Here is an 18813-nt window from a genome sequence, read left to right on the forward strand (position 1 = left end):
AGGCGTGCGGCCGTCCTCCCGGCTGCGGCGGGGAGGGCTTTCCGGCACCCCTCCACACTCCCCGCGCCCCACCCGTCACACGAGGTATGTTCGAGAGCAATCATGGTCAAAAACGGACAACCGCCTGCGGTGCCGATCAGCGACATCAGCTACCGCAACCCGCACTGCCCAGCCCTCGGCATCGACGTACGGACCCTCGCCGAGGAGCGCGCACACCTGCCGGAGCAGGGTGGGGCCGGGCCGCAGCGCCTGGACTTCCACCTGCTCGTCCTGGTCACGCGGGGACACGGCACCCACATGGTCGATTTCGTCGGCCACGACTGCCGCCCCGGCACCCTGCTGTGGATCAGGCCCGGCCAGGTCCACGCCCACGCCCGTGAGCCGGGGCTGCGCGCCCGCCTCGTGCTGTTCACGCCCGACTTCCCGCCGCCCCTGCGGATCGGCCCGCTCCTCGACGACCCCTTCGCCCCCGCGCACTGGCGCACGCGGGGCACGGACCTCAGGGACCTCACGCGCCTCACCGACCTGCTGGCCACCGCCCACGACACGTACGAGAGGGGGCCGCGCGACCTCGGCACCGATCTGCTGCGCCACACCCTGGGGGCGCTGCTCCTGCGGATCGCGCTGCTGCCGGAGCCGGAGGGCGAGCCCGTCCCGGTCGGCCCGGGCGAGCTCTTCGGCCGCTTCCGTGCGGCCGTGGAGGAGGGCTTCGCCGCCGAGCGCTCCGTGGCGGCGTACGCCGTCCGGCTCGCCACCACGCCCAAGACGCTCACGCGGGCCTGCCTCGCCGCGACCGGGCGCCCCGCGAAGGCCGTCATCGACGCGCGGGTGGCCCTGGAGGCCAAGCGGCTCCTGGTCCACACCGATCTGAGCGCCGCCGCGATCGGACGGCGCCTGGGCTTCGACGAGGCGGCGAACTTCGGGAAGTTCTTCCACCGGACGACGGGGTGGACGCCCGGGGACTTCCGGACGGCCCCGGAGAGCGGAGCGCCCCCGGCTCCTCACCGCTGAGTGCCCCCGGCCTCGGCCCGGCCCGATGGCTCCGTCCGGGGCGGCTAGGCGGCTACGCCCCCGTCGCCCTCATGCCCGTCCACCGTCATGACGATCTTGCCCACCTGGCGGCCCGCCTCCATGTAGCGGTGCGCGTCGGCGACCTCCGCCAGCGGGAAGGTGCGGTCCACGACGGGCGTGAAGGCGCCGGTGCTGAGGCCGGAGGCGACGAACGCCTCGGCGCGGCGGAGCCGTTCGGGCACGGTGGTCAGCTCGTGCAGGGTGTAGGTGCGGATGTTCAGCGCGGGCATGCCGAGGTCGAAGCCGGGGTAGGGGGTGGCCTCGCCGCTCAGCGCCCCGTACAGGAAGAGCGTGCCGCCGGGCGCGACGACCTTCGCCAGGTCCACCACCCCCGGACCGGCGATGGCGTCGAAGACGAACTCGGCGCCCCGTCCGTCGTTGAGCGCGCGCACCCGCTCGACGACGTCCTCCTCCTCGGTGACGACGACAGCTGCGGCCCCCGCCTTGAGGAGTGCCTCCTTCTTGGCGCCGGTGCGGGTGGTGGCGATGGGAACGGCCCCCACCCGGCGGGCGATCTGGATCGCGGCGAGGCCCACGCTGCTGGAGGCCGCGGTCAGCACGACGGTGTCCCCGGCGCGCATCCCGCCGACGTCCACCAGGGCTCCGTACGCCGTCAGATAGGGCATCCACACCGCCGCGCCCGCGACCGCGTCGAGGCCCTCGGGGCGATGAAGCAGCGCGGCGGCCGGGACGAGCGCGCGCTCGGCGTAGACGGCGTAGTCGTTCATCGAGAAGGCGGGCACCACGCTGACCGCGTCGCCGGTCCGAAAGCCCGTCACCCCGGGGCCGACGGCCTCGACCACGCCCGCCGCCTCCGCGCCGAGCCGCGCGGGGAACTGACGGACCGTCTCGATGTAGTGGCCGCCGCGGAACAGCACCTCGGCGCGGTTGAGCCCGATCGCGTCCACGCGGATCAGCACCTCACCGGCGCCGGGCGCACCGACCTCCACGTCCTCGATCCGCAGCACATCAGCCCCGCCGTACTCGTGGAACCGCACCGTCCTGGCCATCACGCGCCGTCCTTCCCCCGGTTGAGGCGCCGCGCCGTGCGGCACCGTGGATCACCCAAGCCGAAAGTACGATGACTGTCAAACTTCGATGGTCGTCGTACTACCTGAACGCCCTCCGCGGGCCCCGCGCCCCGGCTAGCATCGTCGCCGACGGCGCCGATCGGCAGGTGGGAGCGGGGGATGCGGGGCGGCATGCGCTATCGGGCCGAGCGGATCGCGTTGGCCGTGATGGCCGGGGCGGGCATCGTGGTGGTGCTCGCCGATCTGCTGGGCTGGCTGGACGAGTTGGCGCCGGGCAGCACCCTGCCCAAGGTCACCCTGCTCATCCTGAGCACCGTCACGCTCTTCCTGCTCCTGGAGTTCGACCGGCTCAAGGTCCTCGACGACGTGCACGCGCAGGTGTCCAAGCTCGACATCGACACCCTCGCGCGGGAGTTGAGGCAGCGGCACTACGCCGGTGTGGTGCGGGTGCACGAGCGGTTCCCCGACGACAGGTTCGCCACGCTCGTGGACGGCGCGACGCGCGAGGTGGCCATCCTGCAGACGTGGATACCGAACCTCGACGAGTTCGACCGCGGTCTGCGCAAGGCCATCGTGGAGCGCCAGGTGCGGGTGCGCGTCCTGCTCCTGCACCCGTCGTCGCCCGTGGCCGGACTGCGCAGCGAGGCCCTGCGCACGGTGCGGGACCCCGCCCGCGACGGCGACGTCAGGGCCAACATCGAGCAGTGCCTGTCCACCCTCGCCTCACTGGTCCACGACGCGGGGGACGAGGCCCGCGCCCGCCTCGAGGTGCGCGTGTACAACTCGTTGCCGTCCGTCGCCGTCTACAAAGCCGACGAGCACTACCTGGTGAGCTCGTTCCTGCACGGACGGCTCGCGATCCGCTCCACCCAGATGGAGATCGAGGGCTGCGCCACCGTGATGGGCAGGGAGGTGCAGCGGGAGGTGGACACGCTCTGGAGCATCGGCTGTGCCGTGGACATGAGCGACTGGCGCGGATCCGTCGGAAGGATCAACCTGTGACCCCGGAAGAGAGAGCGCGGCCATGCAGCAGCAGAACGGATCGAACCGACGTGCGGGACGTGCCGGGGCGGCGGCCGTGACCGGCGTGCTCGGCGCGCCGGGCGCCGCGGGCGGACTCGACCGCCTCGACGCCTTCGAGGACGCCCTGGTCGAGCGGTTCGACCAGCACCCGGTGCTCGCGAACATCGCGCTCCTGCCGGACGACTCCTTCGCCGAGGTCCTGCTGCAACGCCGGTTCGTGTCCCTCGCGTTCACCCCGTGCTACGACCTGGCCATCGACCTCCTCAGCGACGAGGCGAGCCTGCGGATCGCCCGGGTCATCCTGCGCGAGGAGTACCCCGACAGCCACGGCCACACCCGCTCGCACCGCGAGGACATGACCGAGGACCTGCGCCAACTGGGCATCCCCCAGCGGAGAATCGTCACCTCGAAGCCCTCGGCGACCACCCGGAAGGTCATCCTCGACTCCCTGGAGATGATCGCCGAGGCGGGCGCCGAGCCGGACGCCGACGTGCGGATGCTGACGCTCCTGCGCTTCTGGGGCGAGATCCTGGTGTCCGTCGAGTACGGACGCCTGTGGGAACGCATGGGCCCCCTGCTCACCCGGGGCGGCGAGAACCGCTCGCGCTTCTACTACCCGCACCACTCGCACGACGCGAAGGCCAACCCGCTGGCCCGGGTCTCCCTGCTCTCCACCACCCACGCCGACCGCCTCGGCCGCCGCCTGAGCGAACTGCTCGCCCGCGAGCCCTCGTCCGACGGCTTCCAGGAGATGGAGGAGCGCTCCCTGCGGCTCAAGACGGACTTCTACGACCAGTTCCTGCCCGCCCTCGGGGGCACCGGGGCCTGACGCGGCACGGCCGGGGCCGCGAGCGGGAACCCCGGGTCCGGGGCCGTGACATACGCCAGCACCGCCTCGGCGTACGGCAGCTGATCAGCCGAGCCGAGCGCGATCTCGCCCCGCTCGACCGCCGCGGTGAAGTTGCGCCGGAAGTCCGGTCCGTCGAGGCACAGGCTGTCGAGGACGGCCCGGGAGAGCGTGATCGTCGCCTGCGGGGTGCCCGCGATGCGGTCCCTGCCCGGCACGTGGACCAGTACGCCGTGGCGCAGTGTGGTGGTGCACTCCTGCTCCAGGGCGCCGGTGACGCGCCACCGCAGGACGAGGGGGGAGCGCTGTTCGTCGGCGGCCCGGGGGCCGTCGAGGCGGCGGGCCACCGCGGCGAAGTACTGCTCGACGCTGAGGCCCGCGACGAGGTCGCCGGTGGCCTGCCGGGCGAACTGCCGCACGCCGACGGCGAGTTCGCGGGCGCCGCTGAGGCAGAGGTTGCGCCACGTGCCGCTCTGCGCGCCGTAGCCCAGCTGGCTGAGGGCCTTGGTCTGGAGCCGCCTGGCCGGGCCGCTCCGCTCGGGGCAGCCGAAGATGACGTGGTTGAGCAGCTCGGCGGCCCAGCGCGGGTCGCCCTGCTGATAGGCCTTGCGTGCCGCGCTGACCACGGCGTCGGGCCCGCCGATCACCTCCACGTACCGACGGCCCGCCTCGGCCTGCGGATACGTCCACAGGTGCGCCGGGTTGCCGTCGAACCAGCCCAGGTAGTGCTGATGGACGGCCTTCGCGTCCTGGCCGACCGGGCCGTGGCGGCCGCGCGTGTACCAGTGGTCCGCGAGGGCGGCGGGCAGCCTCAGCTCCTCGGCGATCTCCGGGCCGTTCCTGCCCCCGTTGATCAGCCGCAGGGTCTGGTCGTTCACGTACGCGTACACGTCGCGCTGGACGCTCAGGAGCTCGGTGACCCTCTCTTGGCCCCACACCGGCCAGTGGTGCGCGGCGAAGGCGACCTCCGCGTGCCCGGCGAAGCACTGCACGGCCTCGGTGAGGCGGCGCGACCAGGTGTGGGCGTCGCGCACCCGCCCGGCGGTCCGTGCGTGCGCCGCGCTGTCCGCCACGCACAGGGCCTTGAGCTGCGGGAAGTAGAGGTTCATGGCCGCCGGGTCCGTGGCGCGCGGGCCGCGCTGGATGACGATCCGGACGCCGCCCACGACCTGCCGGCACAGGCCCGGCCGCCAGGGGACGACGTCCTCGGCCGACCACTGGTCGCGCGGCACGGGCCCGTGGTCGGCGTCTCCCACGCTGACGGTGGGCGGGATCAGCGTCACCTCACCGGTGGAGACGGTCAGGCCGAGGCCCGAACCGGCCTGCGCGTACGGGTTCTTGTCGAGCCCGGCGGCGTACGTGTACGCGGCGCGGCGCGCCACGGCCGGGCCCGCGCCCAGCTGCTCCCCGGCCACGTGCTCCAGGAAGCCGTCGGGGGCGATGACCGGGATGTCGGGCACCTCGCCGCCGCACTCGTCGAAGAGGCCGCGTACGCCGCCGAAGTGGTCGACGTCGCTGTGGGTGTAGAGGACCCCGATGACGGGCTTTCGGCTTCCCGTGGTGTCGCGGTAGAGCTTGAGGGCGTGCTGCGCGGTCTCGTAGCTGGCCAGGGGGTCGAGCACGACGACGCCCGTGTCGCTCTCGACGATCGTCATGTTCGAGAGGTCGTAGCCGCGCACCTGGTAGAGGGCGTGCTCGGGCGTGCGCGCCACCAGGAAGAGGCCGGCGATGGCGGCGAGTTGGCTCCGGCGCCACAGGTGCGCGTTGACCGAGGGCGGCGGTGTGTCGCCGCGGTGCAGGAACGCGGATCCCGCGAAGTCCCACACCGGCGCGCCGCCGGGGGCGCGGGCCGGGACGGCGGGGAGGGGCGGGAGCGCCAGATGGCCGCGCGTGGCGTCCTCGAAGTCGTCCGCGTCCTGCCGGACGCGCTGCGCGCGGTTCGCTTCCGCGACGGACGAGGACACCTCGACGGGCTGGGGCATGCGGCTGCCTCCTCGGGGTTGGGGGTGAGGGCGGGGCGCGCGTACGGGACGTCGGCGCGGGGCGCGCCCCGTAGGCGAAGGACGCTAGTCAGATCCCTGAACGGTGAGCAAGGGGTTGATCGCTGAGTGTGAGCGGGCGGCGGTGACTCTGGCTGGAAGGCGCCCCGCGGGCCCGGCCGGGCGGGGCGTGCGGCCGCGCCCCGGGTTCCGCCGGGCGCAAGGCGCGGGCGCGGTCTCCCCGGTGGTCGCGTGTCCACGGCGGGCCGGTGCGAGGCGGGCCGGAAAGGGAAGGCTTCCCGTTTGCCACCCTAGGATCCCTAGGTTAAAACTAGGACCCCTAGGAAAGCGGGAGGACGCATGGTGCGGGCCGGGCTCACGGCGGAGTCGGTGACGAGGGCGGGCGCGGAGCTCGCGGACGAGGTCGGCCTCGACCGCGTGACGATGTCGCAGGTCGCGCGGCGCCTCGGGGTGAAGGACGCGAGCCTGTACTCGCACGTCCGCAGCCTGGAGGACCTGCGCGGCCGCATCGCGCTCCTCGCGGCGGACGAGAAGACCCTCCGCATCGCGGAGGCGACCGCCGGGCGCTCCGGCAAGGACGCGCTGATCGCGTTCGCCAACGCCTGGCGGGAGTACGCCCACGCGCACCCCGGCCGCTACACGGCGACGCAGACCCCGATTCCCATCGACCCCGAACTGGCCGCCCGGGCCGCGGGGCCACGCCGCGCCGTCGAGCTGACGTACGGCATGCTGCGCGGCTACGGCCTCGCCGAGCCCGATCTGACCGACGCGGTCCGGGTGCTGCGCAGCACCTTCCACGGCTTCGTCGCCCTGGAGGCCGCGGGCGGTTTCGCGCACGAGCGGTCGCCGCAGCGGACCTGGGAGCGCGCCCTCGACGCCCTGCACACCCTCCTGGAGCACTGGCCCCCGTCCCGAGAAGGAGACGACCCCCGATGACCGGACCGACCACCGGCAGCCTGCGCGTGCGCGGCGCGACCCTGCACTACGAAGTGCGCGGCCACGGCCCGCTCCTGCTGCTCATACCCGGCGGGACGGGCGGCGCTGCCGCCTTCGACGGCGTCGCGGACGACCTGGCCACCACCTACACCGTCGCCACCTACGACCCGCGCGGCATGTCCCGCAGCCCGCTGGACGACCCCGGCGCCGAGCAGCACGTGGCCGAGCACGCCGACGACGCCTACCGGCTCCTCGCCCGCCTTTCGCCCGCCGAGCCCGCCCGGGTCTTCGGCGCCAGCTCGGGCGCGATCGCGGCCCTGCACCTGCTCAGCACCCACCCCGAGCGCGTCACACGCCTCGTGGCGCACGAGCCGCCGCTGGTGGAGCTCCTGCCCGACGCGGCCGAGCACCGCGCGCTCATCGCCCGCGTACAGGAGACCTTCCACGCCGAGGGGCTGATGGCGGCCATGACCGTGTTCGCCGCCGGGCTCACGAAGGACGCCACCGGCGCGCCGAAGGCCGCGCCCCAGGCGCCGCCCGCACTGCCGCCCCAGGCGGCGGCGCGAGCCGAGCGGACGATGGCCGACCTGCCGTACTTCGTCACGCGCATCGTGCCGTCGTTCATGTCCCACACCCCGGACGTGGACCGGCTGCGCGCGCTGGCGGACCGCCTCGTGCTCGCGGGCGGCCAGGACTCGCCCGGCGAGCTGCCCCACCGCGCGACCGCCCACCTGGCCGAGCGCCTGGGCACCGACCTGCTGCGCTTCCCCGGCGGGCACACGGGCCTGACCACGCACCCCCGCGCGTTCGGCACCCTCCTCCACGAGGCGTTCCGCCCCTAGTCCGGTCAGGCCGCTAAATCCGTCGGAAGAATTCCACGGAAGGATGTCGAGAACCCGCGAGCGGCTCCGTCCCAGGAGCGGAACACGGCCACAATGGGCCGTACCTCACCCAGGAGATCACGATGGCCAAGTACCTGCTGCTGAAGCACTACCGGGGCGCCCCGGCGTCGGTCAACGACGTACCGATGGACCAGTGGAAGCCGGAGGAGGTCACGGCCCACATCCAGTACATGAACGACTTCGCCGCTCGCCTGGAGAAGACCGGCGAGTTCGTCGACAGCCAGGCGCTCTCCCCGCAGGGCACCTTCGTCCGCTACGACGGCGAGGGCCGCCCGCCGGTCACCGACGGCCCGTTCGCCGAGACCAAGGACCTGATCGCCGGGTGGATGGTGATCGACGTCGAGACCTACGACCGCGCGCTGGAGTTGGCCGCCGAGCTGTCCGCGGCCCCGGGCGCGGGCGGCAAGCCGATCCACGAGTGGCTCGAGGTACGCCCGTTCTACGGCGTGCGGCCCACGGCCACCGAGTGAACGAGTCCCTGCTGCGGGACCTCGTGCCCGAGGTGATCGGTGTGCTCGTCCGCCGCGGAGCCGACTTCGCGGCGGCCGAGGACGCCGTACAGGAAGCCTTGGTCGAGGCCGTGCGGGGGTGGCCGGGCGCGGAGCCGCGAGACCCCAAGGGCTGGCTGGTCACGGTGGCCTGGCGCAAGTTCCTCGACGCCGCCCGCGCCGACACCGCGCGGCGGCGGCGCGAGGAGCGCGCCGAGGCCGAGCCCGCGCCCGGCCAGGGCGGGGCGGTGGACGACACGCTCCAGCTGTACTTCCTGTGCGCGCACCCGTCCCTGACCCCGGCCTCGGCCGTCGCGCTCACCTTGCGCGCGGTCGGCGGCCTGACCACCCGGCAGATCGCCCAGGCGTACCTGGTGCCCGAGGCGACTATGGCCCAGCGCGTTAGCAGGGCCAAACGGACCGTCTCCGGAGTCCGTTTCGACAGGCCCGGCGACCTCGCCACGGTCCTGCGCGTGCTCTACCTCGTCTTCAACGAGGGCTACTCCGGCGACGTCGACCTCTCCGCCGAGGCGATCCGCCTCACGCGCCAACTGGCGGCCATGACCCGCCACGAGGAGGCCGCGGGCCTGCTGGCGCTCATGCTGCTCCACCACGCCCGGCGCCCGGCGCGGACCGGCCCCGACGGCAGCCTCGTACCGCTCGCCGAGCAGGACCGCGGCCGGTGGGACACCACGCTGATCGCCGAGGGCATCGCCATCCTCCAGGCCGCCCTCGCCCGCGACCGCCTGGGCGAGTTCCAGGCCCAGGCGGCCATCGCCGCGCTCCACGCCGACGCCCCGGCCGCCGAGGAGACCGACTGGGTGCAGATCGTCGAGTGGTACGACGAACTGGTACGCCTCACCGACAGCCCCGTGGTCCGCCTCAACCGGGCCGTCGCGGTGGGCGAGGCCGACGGCCCGCGGGCGGGCCTCGCCGCCCTGGCGGAGCTCGACCCCGCCCTGCCCCGGCACACCGCCGTCGCGGCGTACCTGCACGAGCGCGACGGCGACCTGGCGAGCGCGGCACGGCTCTACGTCGAAGCCGCCCGCTCGGCCCCCACCCTCCCCGAGCGCGACCACCTCACGCGCCAGGCCGCCCGGCTCAACACGCGCCTTCGCGGCTGACACCGCACGCCCCCCGCGCGAATTTCGGTTGACGCGCCGGGCCCTGGAACGTTCGGATGTCCTGCGCGTCCGCACACCCCCGCGCGCGTGGAGGAACCCGCCTCGGAAGGGCACCCATGAGCTCTGGCACCCCGCGCGTCGACGCGGATCTCGTACGACGGCTGATCGCCGCGCAGTTCCCGCGGTGGGCGGGCCTTCCCGTCGAGGCGGTGGACTCGGCCGGTACGTCGAACGTCATGTACCGGCTCGGCGAGGACCTGGTGGTGCGGCTGCCGCGCGAGTCGGGGTCCGCCGACGAGGTCGCCAAGGAGGACGTGTGGCTGCCGAGGCTCGCCCCGTCGCTCCCCGTGCCGGTGCCCGTGCGGCTGGGGGAGGGGGCACCGGGCGAGGGGTACCCCTGGCGGTGGGCGGTCTACCGCTGGATCGAGGGCGAGAACCCGGTCGTCGGCCGGATCGCCGAACCGGGCGCGCTCGCCACCGCCCTGGCGGAGTTCGTCCTGGCGCTGCGGGGCGTCGACCCCGCGGGCGGGCCGCCCTCGTACCGCGGCGGGCCCCTGAAGGACCGGGACGCGGAGACCCGCGGCGCGCTCGCGGACCTGCGCGGCGTCATCGACACGGCTGCGGCAGCCGCCGCGTGGGAGACGGCCCTGCGCGCCCCCGAGTGGTCCGGAGAGCCGGTGTGGATCCACGCGGATCTGCAACCGGGGAACCTGCTGCTCCACCGGGGGCGACTGAGCGCCGTCATCGACTTCGAGTGCCTGGGCCTCGGCGATCCCGCCGTCGACCTCATCGTGGCGTGGTACGTGCTGCCCGCCGACGTGCGCGACGCCTTCCGGGCCGCGCTGCCGCCGGACGCCGCCGCCTGGGCGCGGGGCCGCGGCTGGGCCCTGTCGATCGCCCTGCGGGAACTGAGCTACTACCGGGACAGGAACCAGCGCATGGCGACGGTGGCACGCCACGTCATCGCCGAGGTCCTCACGGACGCGGCACGCACCGCCTGACGCCGGGTCAGGTCCCCTCCGCCAGCAGGTCGTCCAGCTCGGCCGCGAAGAACAGGGCGGGGTCGAAGCCCATGCCGGTGAAGTGCCCGGCGAGTTCGAGCGACAGGACGCCGTGCAGCCGGGACCAGAAGGAGAGGGCGCGGTGCAGGACGGCGGGCGGGGCGGGGTGGTCCCCTGCCCAGGCCCGGTGGTCCTCCAGGTGGGTGCGGAACGGCGTCGCGGAGCCGTCCGGGGCGCGTGCCGCGCCCGCGTCGAGCAGGGTCGCCATGATCTCGGAGGCGATGCCGGTGATGTCCTGCGGCGCGTGGTAGCCGGGCACGGGCGTGCCGTAGACGAGGAAGTAGCGCTGCGGGTCCGCCAGGGCCCACGCGCGCAGGGCGTGCGCGAGTCCGGCGAGGTCGGCACCGTCGGCGGCGGCCGCGCGCACGGTGTCGGCGAGGCTCCGGTACGCGTCCCGGATGAGCTCCGTGATGAGCTCGTCGCGGCTGGCGAAGTAGCGGTAGAGGGCGGGCCCGCTCATGCCCATCCGCTTGGCGATCGCGTTGAGGGAGAGCGCGGAGGCCCCCGCCGTGGCGATCTGCTCCCAGGCGTGCTCCTTGACCTCCGCGCGCACCTGGGCGCGGTAGCGCTCCCTGGGGGTCTTCGCCCCTGCTTGAGGCTCCGCCTTCGCCATGGCCTGCCACCCTCCGCACCCTACGACTACATCTTCGCGATTTAGTTAGAAGCTATCACGCAAACTGTCGACCTCGGGCTTCCCGGTCGTGGTCGCACTGGTCGGCGTGGTGCGCCACGTCCGCGAACCGGCGGTGTGCTGCGCCGGGCGGGGATGCCATAGGGCTTGCCTATAGGGCCTGTTGACATTTCGTCTTTGCTCCGTCCTCCTTTCCGTACGTACGGTGAAACCGCTCGACGAGGCGCCCGCTACCGCGAATTCACCGCAGGGTCGCGTTCCGCGAACGGCATTCCTTCTTCCGTCGAGCATGGCAAGTCGCCATTGCAGGGACCATTGCAGGGAGAGGACCGGTCGCACATGACCACCATGGAAAACACGACAGGCGCGGCAACGCGTGAACTCGCGGGAAAGCGGGCCCTGGTGACGGGGGGATCCCGCGGCATCGGGGCGGCCGTGGTGCGGCAGCTCCTGGACGCGGGCGCCCAGGTGCTCACGACGGCCAGGTCGACGGCGGACGCGCTGCCCGAGGGAGCCGCGTTCGTGGCGGCCGACGTACGGACGCGGGCCGGTGCCGAGGCGCTCGCCGCGGCCGCCCGGGAGGTGCTCGGCGGGGTGGACCTGCTGGTCCACAACGTGGGCGGGGCGGGGCCGCACCAGGGCGCCCTCGCCATCCCCGACGAGGAGTGGCAGGACGCCCTCGACCTGAACTTCCTCGCCTCGGTACGCCTGGACGCGCTGCTGGCACCGGAGATGCGGGAGCGGCGCTCCGGGGCGATCGTGCACGTCTCCTCGGCCGCGGTTCCCACCGTGGCACCGCCGTTCCTGCACTACACGGCGGCGAAGGCCGCGCTGGAGAACTACAGCAGGGGACTGGCCCAGGAGTTGGCCCCGTTCGGCGTCCGCGTGAACGCGGTGATGCCCGGCCGGACAGCCACCCCCGGCGGCGAGCGGACCCGGGAGCAGTGGGCGCGCCTGACCGAGGGGCCGGGCCAGGACGTCACCACCCCGCCGCTGGGGCGGGACGGCGCGCCCGACGACATCGCCGACGCGGTGCTGTTCCTGCTCTCCGCCCGGGCGAGCTGGATCACCGGCGGCAGCCTCGTCGTGGACGGCGGCGAATTCCCCAGGGGCTGACGTCGCGAGCATTCCGCACAGTCGGCACGAAGAGGAGACGTGGCCGCATTCCCCGCGACGGCCACCGCGCATGAGTCGCTTTCCCCTTTACGCATTCCGATTTACGTATTCCGAGAGGACGCACGTCATGGAATTGAAAGGCAAGGCCGCGCTGGTCACCGGCGGCACGTCCGGTATCGGCCTCGCGGCGGCCCGGTCGCTGGCCCGCGCGGGCGCCGACGTGGTCATCACCGGCCGCGACGCCCAGCGCGGCGAGAACGCGGCGCACACCGCGCGGGAGGACGGGGCGGTCCGGTTCGTCCCTGCCGACGTGGCCGACCTGGACGCGGTGGCCGAACTGGCCCGCCAGAGCGGCCCCGTGGACATCCTCGTCAACAACGCGGGCGCCGTCCCCACCTCGCCCACCGTCGAGCAGGGCGTGGCGGACTACGAGCGGACCTTCGACACCAACGTGCGCGGTGCCTACTTCCTGGTCGCCACGCTCGTGCCGCACATGCTCCGAAGGGGCGGGGGCAGCATCGTCAACGTCACCTCGCTCGCGGCGCACAAGGCCTTCCCCGGTGCCTCGGTCTACAGCGCGTCCAAGGCCGCGCTCGACTCGCTGACGCGCACCTGGGCGGCGGAGTTCGCCGAGGGCGGCGTACGGGTCAACAGCGTCGCCCCGGGCCCGACCCGCACCGAAGGCGTCGTCGCCGCATGGGGCGAGGAGGGCAACGAGGGCGTGGCCAAGGAGCTGGGGCTCCAGCGCACCGCCGGGTCCCAGGAGATCGCCGAGGCGATCCGCTTCCTCGCCTCGCCCCGGGCGAGCTACATCACCGGCACCACGCTCCACGTCGACGCCGGAGGTGCCGTCTTCTGACCCGGGGGCGGCGTGTGACAGAGGCTCCGCGACCACCAGGGCCTGTCCGTGGTGCCGGACAGGCCCTGGCGCGGGGGAGGGCTCAGCGCTTCAGCGTGAAGGTGAAGTCGCTGGAGTGTCTGCCGCTCAGCCGGACCGCCGAGACCAGCTTCCCCTCCGCGATGAGCCGTTCGACCTCGGCCCGGGGGAGGCCGCAGCCCTCGGCGATCAGGCGTGCCGGGCGGACGGGGATCCGGGCCGCGAAGCGGACCGAGACGTCCAGCACCTCGTGGTCGAGGTGGTCCGGTCCGCCGGTGTCGAGGCGCCAGGCCCCGTCCCAGTCGAGGGCGACGCGGTTGCGGCGCCGCAGGGCCGGGTCCTGGAGCAATTCGGCCGCCAGGGAAGGGTCGTTGTCGTGCATCCGGTCGAGTAGGCCGGGGTGGAGGGAGCGCACGTTCGTCCGCTCCAGGACGGTGAGTTTCGCCGTGTCCCCGCAAGCGGTGCAGAGCACGAGGAGCCAGGCGTCGAGGAGCTTGTGGTGGGCGTTGACGCGGAACTTGCCGTTCGCCCGGAAGCGGCCGGACGCGCACGCGGGGCAACGGCGGAGGACGGTCGGCAGGCAGGTGGGCATGACCACCCAGCTATGGAGCACAGAAGGACACCGGTTTCAGTGAGAAGTCCGCAGCAAAAAGGAGCGCGGCACGCAGGCGCGACGCGCGACAGATCAGCTCTCGGCGGGTCTCACACGGTGTACAACGGCACGTCCTTGCCCAGACGACTCGGTTCGCCAGCACGGTAGGGCAGGACGGCGGCGCCGCTCCACCGGTTTTTCGAGCGTCTCACCGGCGGGAGGAGTCCGGCCGGGCGGCGAGCCCGGCGGAGGGGGAGGCGGTGCGGGGCGCCCGTGCCTGGCAGGCGTGCGTCCGACGCTGCCGGCGCCCGGCACCGCGTCCCGGCTGGCTCTGCCCACTCTCCCGGACCCCGGGCCGTCCCGGCATCCGTGACCTGCCACGATCGGTATACGTACGCGGCGCGCGAGGGCGGTGGCCCCGCCGCCTCGCCGGATGCGGTGGGCACGGCCGCATACGTACGTATGTCTGCGGTCGGTTCTCCAGCTGTCTGCGGTCAGTCCTCCAGCGCCGCCGGTACGTCGGCGCGCGAGGTGACGTCCAGCTTGGCGAGGATGCGCTCGACGTGGGTGTCGGCGGTGCGCTTGGAGATGACGAGGCGTTCGGCGATCTCCCGGTTGGACAGGCCCCGGGCGACGAGCGCGGCGACCTCGCGCTCGCGGGGGGTGAGGGCGTCGGCGGCGCCGCCCCGGCGGGCGTCGGGCAGGGGCCGTGCCGACGCGGGCACGTCGAGGTCGGCCCGCACCGCCGCGAGGACGTCCGTGCCCGTGAGCCGCGCACCGAGCCCGTGCCAGCGCGCGAACGCCGCTTCGCCCAGGGCGCCGCGCACGGCCCGCTGCACCGCCTCCTGCTCGTCCAGGAGCGAGGGCAGCATGGCCACCGGATCCCCGGTCAGGCGCCGCGCGCTCTCCGCGTACCCGAGCAGCCAGGCGGCGCGGGCGTACCGTTCCTGCTGGGCGGAGTGCCCGGCGAGCCCCAGACAGCACAGCGCGGCGACCAGCACGTCCCCGACCTCGCTCACGGCGTCGAGGGCCCGGCGCAGCGGCGGGGCGCTCTCGTCGTGCCGCCCGGCGAGCCACAGGACGATGCCCTGCACCATCAGCGTCGAGGCGTGCAGCTGCCGGTCGCCGGTGTGCTCCAGGTGGGCGAGCCCGGTCGCGCACAGCTCCAGGGCGCCGTCGACGTCGCCGAGGACGGCCCGGAGGAGGGCGCCCTCGTAGTGGACCACGCCGATGCCGAGCAGGTCCCCGGCCTCCACGATCCGCAGCCGCCCCCGCTCCAGCTCGGCCAGGCCCTCGTCGACCTCGCCGCACAGCGCGCGCATGGCCCCCAGATACGGCTCGGTGAACAGCACCACGCGCGGCTCGCCGCAGCGCACCGCCACCGCACGCGCCTCCTCGAAGAGGCCGGGCGCCGCCGCGAGGTCGCCGCTCCACACGGCGAGCACCCCGCAGAGGAAGAGGCCCCAGGCCCGCTCCGCACGCTCCTCCGGCACCAGATCGAGCCCCTTGTCGATCCAGTACCGCCCCTCCGAGAGCGTGCCCGCCGCACGCCAGAACGGCGCCAACTGCGCCGCGAGCCACAGCCCTTGCGGGGCGCGCCCCGGGGTGGTGAACGCGTACCCCAGGGCCGCCCGCAGATCGGCGACCGCCTCCCGCGCCTCCCGGTACAGAGCGGCCTGCGCCGGGGTAAGGAGTTCGTCCCACAGCCGCTGCCCCAGCTCCTGGTAGTGCGCGAAGTGCCGCTCCCGCACGCTCACCGCGTCGTCCGCCCGCCCCGTGCCGTCGGGGCCGTCGAGCCGTTCCCCGCCGTACGCGCGGATGGTGTCGAGGAGGCGGTAGCGGCCGGTGCTCCCGCCCAGGTGCTGCACCACCGACTTGTCGACGAGCCCGACGAGCGCCTCCAGGACGTCCCGGGCCGCCAGGCCGCCGCCCGCGCACACCCGCTCCGCCGTCGCCAGCTCGAAGGGGCCCGCGAACACCGAGAGGCGCGCCCACAGCAGCCGCTCCGCGGGCGCGCACAGCTCGTACGACCAGTCGATCGCCGTACGCAGCGTCTGATGCCGGGCCAGTTCCGTGCGGCGCCCGCCGGTGAGCACGCCGAAGCGCTGGTCGAGGCGCGCGACGAGCTGGGCGAGCGGCACGGCCCGCAGCCGTACGGCGGCCAGTTCGAGGGCGAGGGGAATGCCGTCGAGGCGCTCGACGAGGGCCCCCACCTGTGCGCGGTTGCTGTCGTGGACGGTGAAGTCCGGTACGACGGCGGCCGCGCGCTGCGCGAACAGCTCCAGGGCGTCGTCGGCCGGGAGCGGCGCGAGCGGCAGACACCGCTCGCCGGGCACGTCCAGCGGCTGCCTGCTGGTGGCGAGGACCGCCACGCCCGCGGCCTCCCGCAGCAGGACCTCGCAGAGCAGCGCGCACGCGTCGACGAGGTGCTCGCAGGTGTCGAGGACGAGCAGCAGACGGCGCGCCCGCAGATGCGCCACCACCGCGTCCAGCGGCTCCATCCCCGGCTGTTCGGGCAGGTCGAGCACGGCGGCCAGGGTCGCGGGCACGAGCTCGGGGTCGCGCAGCCCGGACAGCTCCGCGAGCCACACCCCGTCGGGGAAGTCCTCCATGACCTCGGCGGCCACGCGCAGCGCCGTGCGGCTCTTGCCGACGCCGCCGGGGCCCACCAGAGTGACCAGCGGAGCCCGCGCGAACGCCTCCTGGACCCGGGCGAGGTCGTCGGACCGCCCGACGAAACCCGTCCGCTCCACGGGCAGTTGCCCGCCGCGTCGCTGCGTGAAGCCGAATCCCATCCGCGGCCGACCTTCCCGTCGAGGTGGCGACAGGCCTCCGGAACGGCCTGCCACCCGCCTCCCACGGTCCCACCCCTGTGACGTGGTCCGCAGGGCAAAGCGGCGCGTCAGGGGTGATCGAGTTGAGTTCGAGGGCCGCCAGTTCGAGGGATCCCGGTTCGGGCGCCCCTCAGCGCGCGGTCGGTACCTGGTGGCCGCCCCAACACGCTGCGCGAGGCGATGGCGGTGACGGTGGGCGCGCTCGCCCGGACGTACGGGGTCGGCTGAACCGGCGTCGCGCTGCCGTACGCGGCTAGAGCTGGCGCAGGTGGTCCCGCAGGGCGCGGGCGACCTGTGCCATCAGGGCGTCGGCGCCGGGCTGGGCGGAGGCCGGGACCAGGGACTCGGTGAGGGCGGCGACGGCGAAGGTCTGGCCGTCGGCGTGCTCGACCACGCCGACCTCGTGGCGGAGGTTGAGGAGGGTGCCGGTCTTCGACGACCAGGTCGTCGCGTCGGAGCTGAAGTCGGGGGTGAGCCGGTGCCGGATCAGGTTGTTGCCCATGAGCTCGCGCACGCGCCCGGCCACCTCGGGGTGGATCGCCGACGGCGTCCACAGGGCCTGGAGCAGGTCGACGTAGGCGCGGGCGCTGCCGGTGTTGGCGCGGGTGGTGTCGAGCTGCGGCAGCCGGTGCCCGCGGCCGCTGGTGCCCGCGTCAATGGCCAGGGCGTGGGCGAGGTGGGCCTGCGCGGCGGCGAAGCGCTCCGTGGGGGTGTCGGACAGCTCGCGCGTGTCGTGCCGGACGGCGAACCCGCGCAGGCCGAGGTCGTCGAGGACGGCGGCGACCCGGGCGGGCGGGGTGAGGTCGAACAGCGCGTCGGCGGCCGCCCCGTCGCTCACGGACGTGCTCAGGTACAGCAGGTCGTCGATCGCGATGCGGGCGGGGTGACGGAAGCGGCTCACGCCGGTCGGGCCGGGCGTGGTGATCCGGCCGGGCCGCACGTCGAGCGCCGTCGCCCCGTCGAGCTCGCCGCGCCGGATGCGCTCCGCCGTCGCGAGGGCGAGCGGGATCTTGACCAGGGAGGCGGCGGGGAGCTGGGTGTCGGGTTCGAGGCCGAGCTCGGCACCGGTGTGCAGGTCCCGTACGAGGAAGCAGCCGTGCAGGCCGCCGTCGCTCAGCTCTTGGCGCAGCTCGCGCAGGAGCGCCTCGGGGTTCACGTGGTCTTCCCTTCCGGGGGGAGCGGCCGGGTGCCCGCAGTGATCGTCCGGGGCAGTGGTGCGGTCGGCTGGAGCTCGGCGGCTGCCGTCCGGGGTTCCGCGGGGACCGCCTGGATGGCGGCGCCGAGGCAGCGCGTGATGGCTTCGCCCAGGCGGGCCTGGAGGTGGTGCGGGTTGCCCTCCGCCGCGGCGGCGAGCGTGAACCCCCGGCTGAGCGCGAGCTCGCCGATCGGCCGCCAGACCAGGCCGAGTTCGGCGGCCTGCGCGGGGGAGCAGAGCAGCAGGTCGCGGCCGCCCAGGGCCTCGGCGGCGGCGCCCGTCAGGTCCGCCGCGGCGGCGAGCTGCGCGGGGCGCAGGCCGAGCGAGTCGCGCAGCCGGGTGAGCGGGTCGCGGATGTGCGGCACGTCGTCCTCGGGCTGGATCCACACGCGGCGGACCGGGCCGCTCGCGCCGCGGCCGAGCCGCAGCGTCTCCAGATAGACGCGCCGCACGCCGGGGTCGTCGGCGGTGGCGACGCCGAGCGGCACGGACCACGTGGCCTCGTCGGCGGGCACCGCGAGCAGCGCGGCCCGCACCTGCTGGGCGTGGAGCAGCTCCCGGCGCTGCGCCGGCGGGGCCACGCGCAGGTCGAGCGTCACCTCGTGCGCGCGTGCCTCGGCGACGAGCCGGGCCAGGGCGACGGTGGGGCAGATGCCGGGCACCGCGAGCCGCCACGGTTTGCGCCGCGCGGCCTCCGCCTCGTCGAGCAGCACGTCCGCGGCCTGCACGAGCTGCCTCGCCGTCGGCAGCAGGTCCCGGCCGAAGGGCGTGAGGACGGCCCGCCGCGAGGTCCGCTCGAACAGCGGCTCGCCGAAGCGCTCCTCGAGCGCGGCGACGCGGCGGCTGGCCACCGGCTGGGACATGCGGGCCGCCGCCGCTCCCACGGTGAAACTGCCGCGCTCACTGACGCTGACGAACGCCCGGCACGCTCCTACGAGATCCACGCCCGCACCCTATGCCAGATCGGCATGAAACCGCGCACAAGCGTATTGGACCGCATGGGAACCCCCGGGCCAGGGTGGTCCCGGCACTGATCACCACATGCCGGAACGGGGCCGTGCCGCTCCGTTCCCCGTGCCCCGCGA

At 74.2% G+C, this 18813-nt stretch carries 17 protein-coding genes; 10 read left to right on the forward strand and 7 right to left on the reverse strand.

Annotation, left to right across the window (positions count from 1 at the left end):
- Positions 1-129 precede the first annotated feature (129 nt).
- A complete protein-coding gene (locus ACIG3E_RS29075; protein WP_399622392.1) occupies positions 130-1011 on the forward strand; it encodes a helix-turn-helix domain-containing protein in 882 nt (293 codons plus the stop codon).
- A gap of 44 nt (positions 1012-1055) precedes the next feature.
- Here ACIG3E_RS29075 and ACIG3E_RS29080 read toward each other — a convergent pair whose 3' ends face one another.
- The gene (locus ACIG3E_RS29080) at positions 1056-2081 is read right to left on the reverse strand and encodes a zinc-dependent alcohol dehydrogenase family protein (protein WP_399622393.1); all 1026 of its coding nucleotides are present in this window, start codon (positions 2079-2081) and stop codon (positions 1056-1058) included.
- Positions 2082-2273: 192 nt separating this feature from the next.
- Here ACIG3E_RS29080 and ACIG3E_RS29085 point away from each other — a divergent pair, with 192 nt between their 5' ends.
- Both ACIG3E_RS29085 and ACIG3E_RS29090 read left to right on the forward strand, forming a co-directional pair.
- Positions 2274-3104 (forward strand): hypothetical protein, encoded by an 831-nt coding sequence (locus tag ACIG3E_RS29085; RefSeq protein ID WP_399622394.1) that lies wholly within the window; start codon positions 2274-2276, stop codon positions 3102-3104.
- A gap of 22 nt (positions 3105-3126) precedes the next feature.
- Positions 3127-3954 (forward strand): hypothetical protein, encoded by an 828-nt coding sequence (locus ACIG3E_RS29090; protein WP_399622396.1) that lies wholly within the window; start codon positions 3127-3129, stop codon positions 3952-3954.
- Here the strand turns inward: ACIG3E_RS29090 and ACIG3E_RS29095 are convergent.
- Positions 3912-5954: an alkyl/aryl-sulfatase gene (locus ACIG3E_RS29095; protein ID WP_399622397.1), complete on the reverse strand. Its 2043-nt coding sequence runs from the start codon at positions 5952-5954 to the stop codon at positions 3912-3914. The genes ACIG3E_RS29090 and ACIG3E_RS29095 overlap by 43 nt on opposite strands.
- Before the next feature lie 357 nt (positions 5955-6311).
- On the opposite strand from ACIG3E_RS29095, the gene ACIG3E_RS29100 reads away from it, so the two are divergent.
- From ACIG3E_RS29100 to ACIG3E_RS29120, 5 genes are all read left to right on the forward strand, one after another.
- Complete coding sequence (locus tag ACIG3E_RS29100) at positions 6312-6908, forward strand: TetR/AcrR family transcriptional regulator (RefSeq protein ID WP_399622399.1); 597 nt, start codon at positions 6312-6314, stop codon at positions 6906-6908.
- Entirely contained in the window at positions 6905-7750 is an 846-nt protein-coding gene (locus ACIG3E_RS29105; protein ID WP_399622401.1) for an alpha/beta fold hydrolase, read from the forward strand. Before ACIG3E_RS29100 ends, ACIG3E_RS29105 begins: the two co-directional genes overlap by 4 nt.
- A gap of 122 nt (positions 7751-7872) precedes the next feature.
- Positions 7873-8280, forward strand: coding sequence for a YciI family protein (locus ACIG3E_RS29110; RefSeq protein ID WP_399622403.1), 408 nt, complete (start codon positions 7873-7875; stop codon positions 8278-8280).
- Positions 8277-9422, forward strand: coding sequence for an RNA polymerase sigma factor (locus ACIG3E_RS29115; protein ID WP_399622404.1), 1146 nt, complete (start codon positions 8277-8279; stop codon positions 9420-9422). The genes ACIG3E_RS29110 and ACIG3E_RS29115 overlap by 4 nt, the downstream gene beginning before the upstream one ends.
- 116 nt (positions 9423-9538) lie before the next feature.
- On the forward strand, positions 9539-10423 hold the full coding sequence (locus ACIG3E_RS29120) for an aminoglycoside phosphotransferase family protein (RefSeq protein WP_399622406.1): 885 nt from the start codon (positions 9539-9541) through the stop codon (positions 10421-10423).
- 7 nt (positions 10424-10430) lie between these two features.
- On the opposite strand, the gene ACIG3E_RS29125 is transcribed toward ACIG3E_RS29120, so the two are convergent.
- Complete coding sequence (locus ACIG3E_RS29125) at positions 10431-11096, reverse strand: TetR/AcrR family transcriptional regulator (RefSeq protein ID WP_399622408.1); 666 nt, start codon at positions 11094-11096, stop codon at positions 10431-10433.
- 357 nt (positions 11097-11453) lie between these two features.
- On the opposite strand from ACIG3E_RS29125, the gene ACIG3E_RS29130 reads away from it, so the two are divergent.
- Positions 11454-12230, forward strand: a complete 777-nt coding sequence (locus ACIG3E_RS29130) for an oxidoreductase (RefSeq protein WP_399622410.1) — start codon at positions 11454-11456, stop codon at positions 12228-12230.
- A gap of 127 nt (positions 12231-12357) precedes the next feature.
- Entirely contained in the window at positions 12358-13089 is a 732-nt protein-coding gene (locus tag ACIG3E_RS29135) for an SDR family NAD(P)-dependent oxidoreductase (RefSeq protein ID WP_399622412.1), read from the forward strand.
- 82 nt (positions 13090-13171) lie between these two features.
- On the opposite strand, the gene ACIG3E_RS29140 is transcribed toward ACIG3E_RS29135, so the two are convergent.
- The 4 genes from ACIG3E_RS29140 to ACIG3E_RS29155 form a co-directional block, all read right to left on the reverse strand.
- Positions 13172-13699 (reverse strand): DUF1062 domain-containing protein, encoded by a 528-nt coding sequence (locus ACIG3E_RS29140; protein ID WP_399622560.1) that lies wholly within the window; start codon positions 13697-13699, stop codon positions 13172-13174.
- A gap of 494 nt (positions 13700-14193) precedes the next feature.
- Positions 14194-16494 (reverse strand): LuxR C-terminal-related transcriptional regulator, encoded by a 2301-nt coding sequence (locus tag ACIG3E_RS29145; RefSeq protein WP_399622413.1) that lies wholly within the window; start codon positions 16492-16494, stop codon positions 14194-14196.
- A 292-nt stretch (positions 16495-16786) separates the two neighbouring features.
- Positions 16787-17689, reverse strand: coding sequence for a serine hydrolase (locus ACIG3E_RS29150; RefSeq protein WP_399622415.1), 903 nt, complete (start codon positions 17687-17689; stop codon positions 16787-16789).
- Positions 17686-18672, reverse strand: coding sequence for a LysR family transcriptional regulator (locus ACIG3E_RS29155; protein ID WP_399622417.1), 987 nt, complete (start codon positions 18670-18672; stop codon positions 17686-17688). The genes ACIG3E_RS29150 and ACIG3E_RS29155 overlap by 4 nt, the downstream gene beginning before the upstream one ends.
- Positions 18673-18813: the final 141 nt, after the last annotated feature.

Origin of the sequence: Streptomyces sp. NPDC053474, from assembly GCF_044544845.1 — a bacterium.
Classification (GTDB): Bacteria; Actinomycetota; Actinomycetes; order Streptomycetales; family Streptomycetaceae; genus Streptomyces.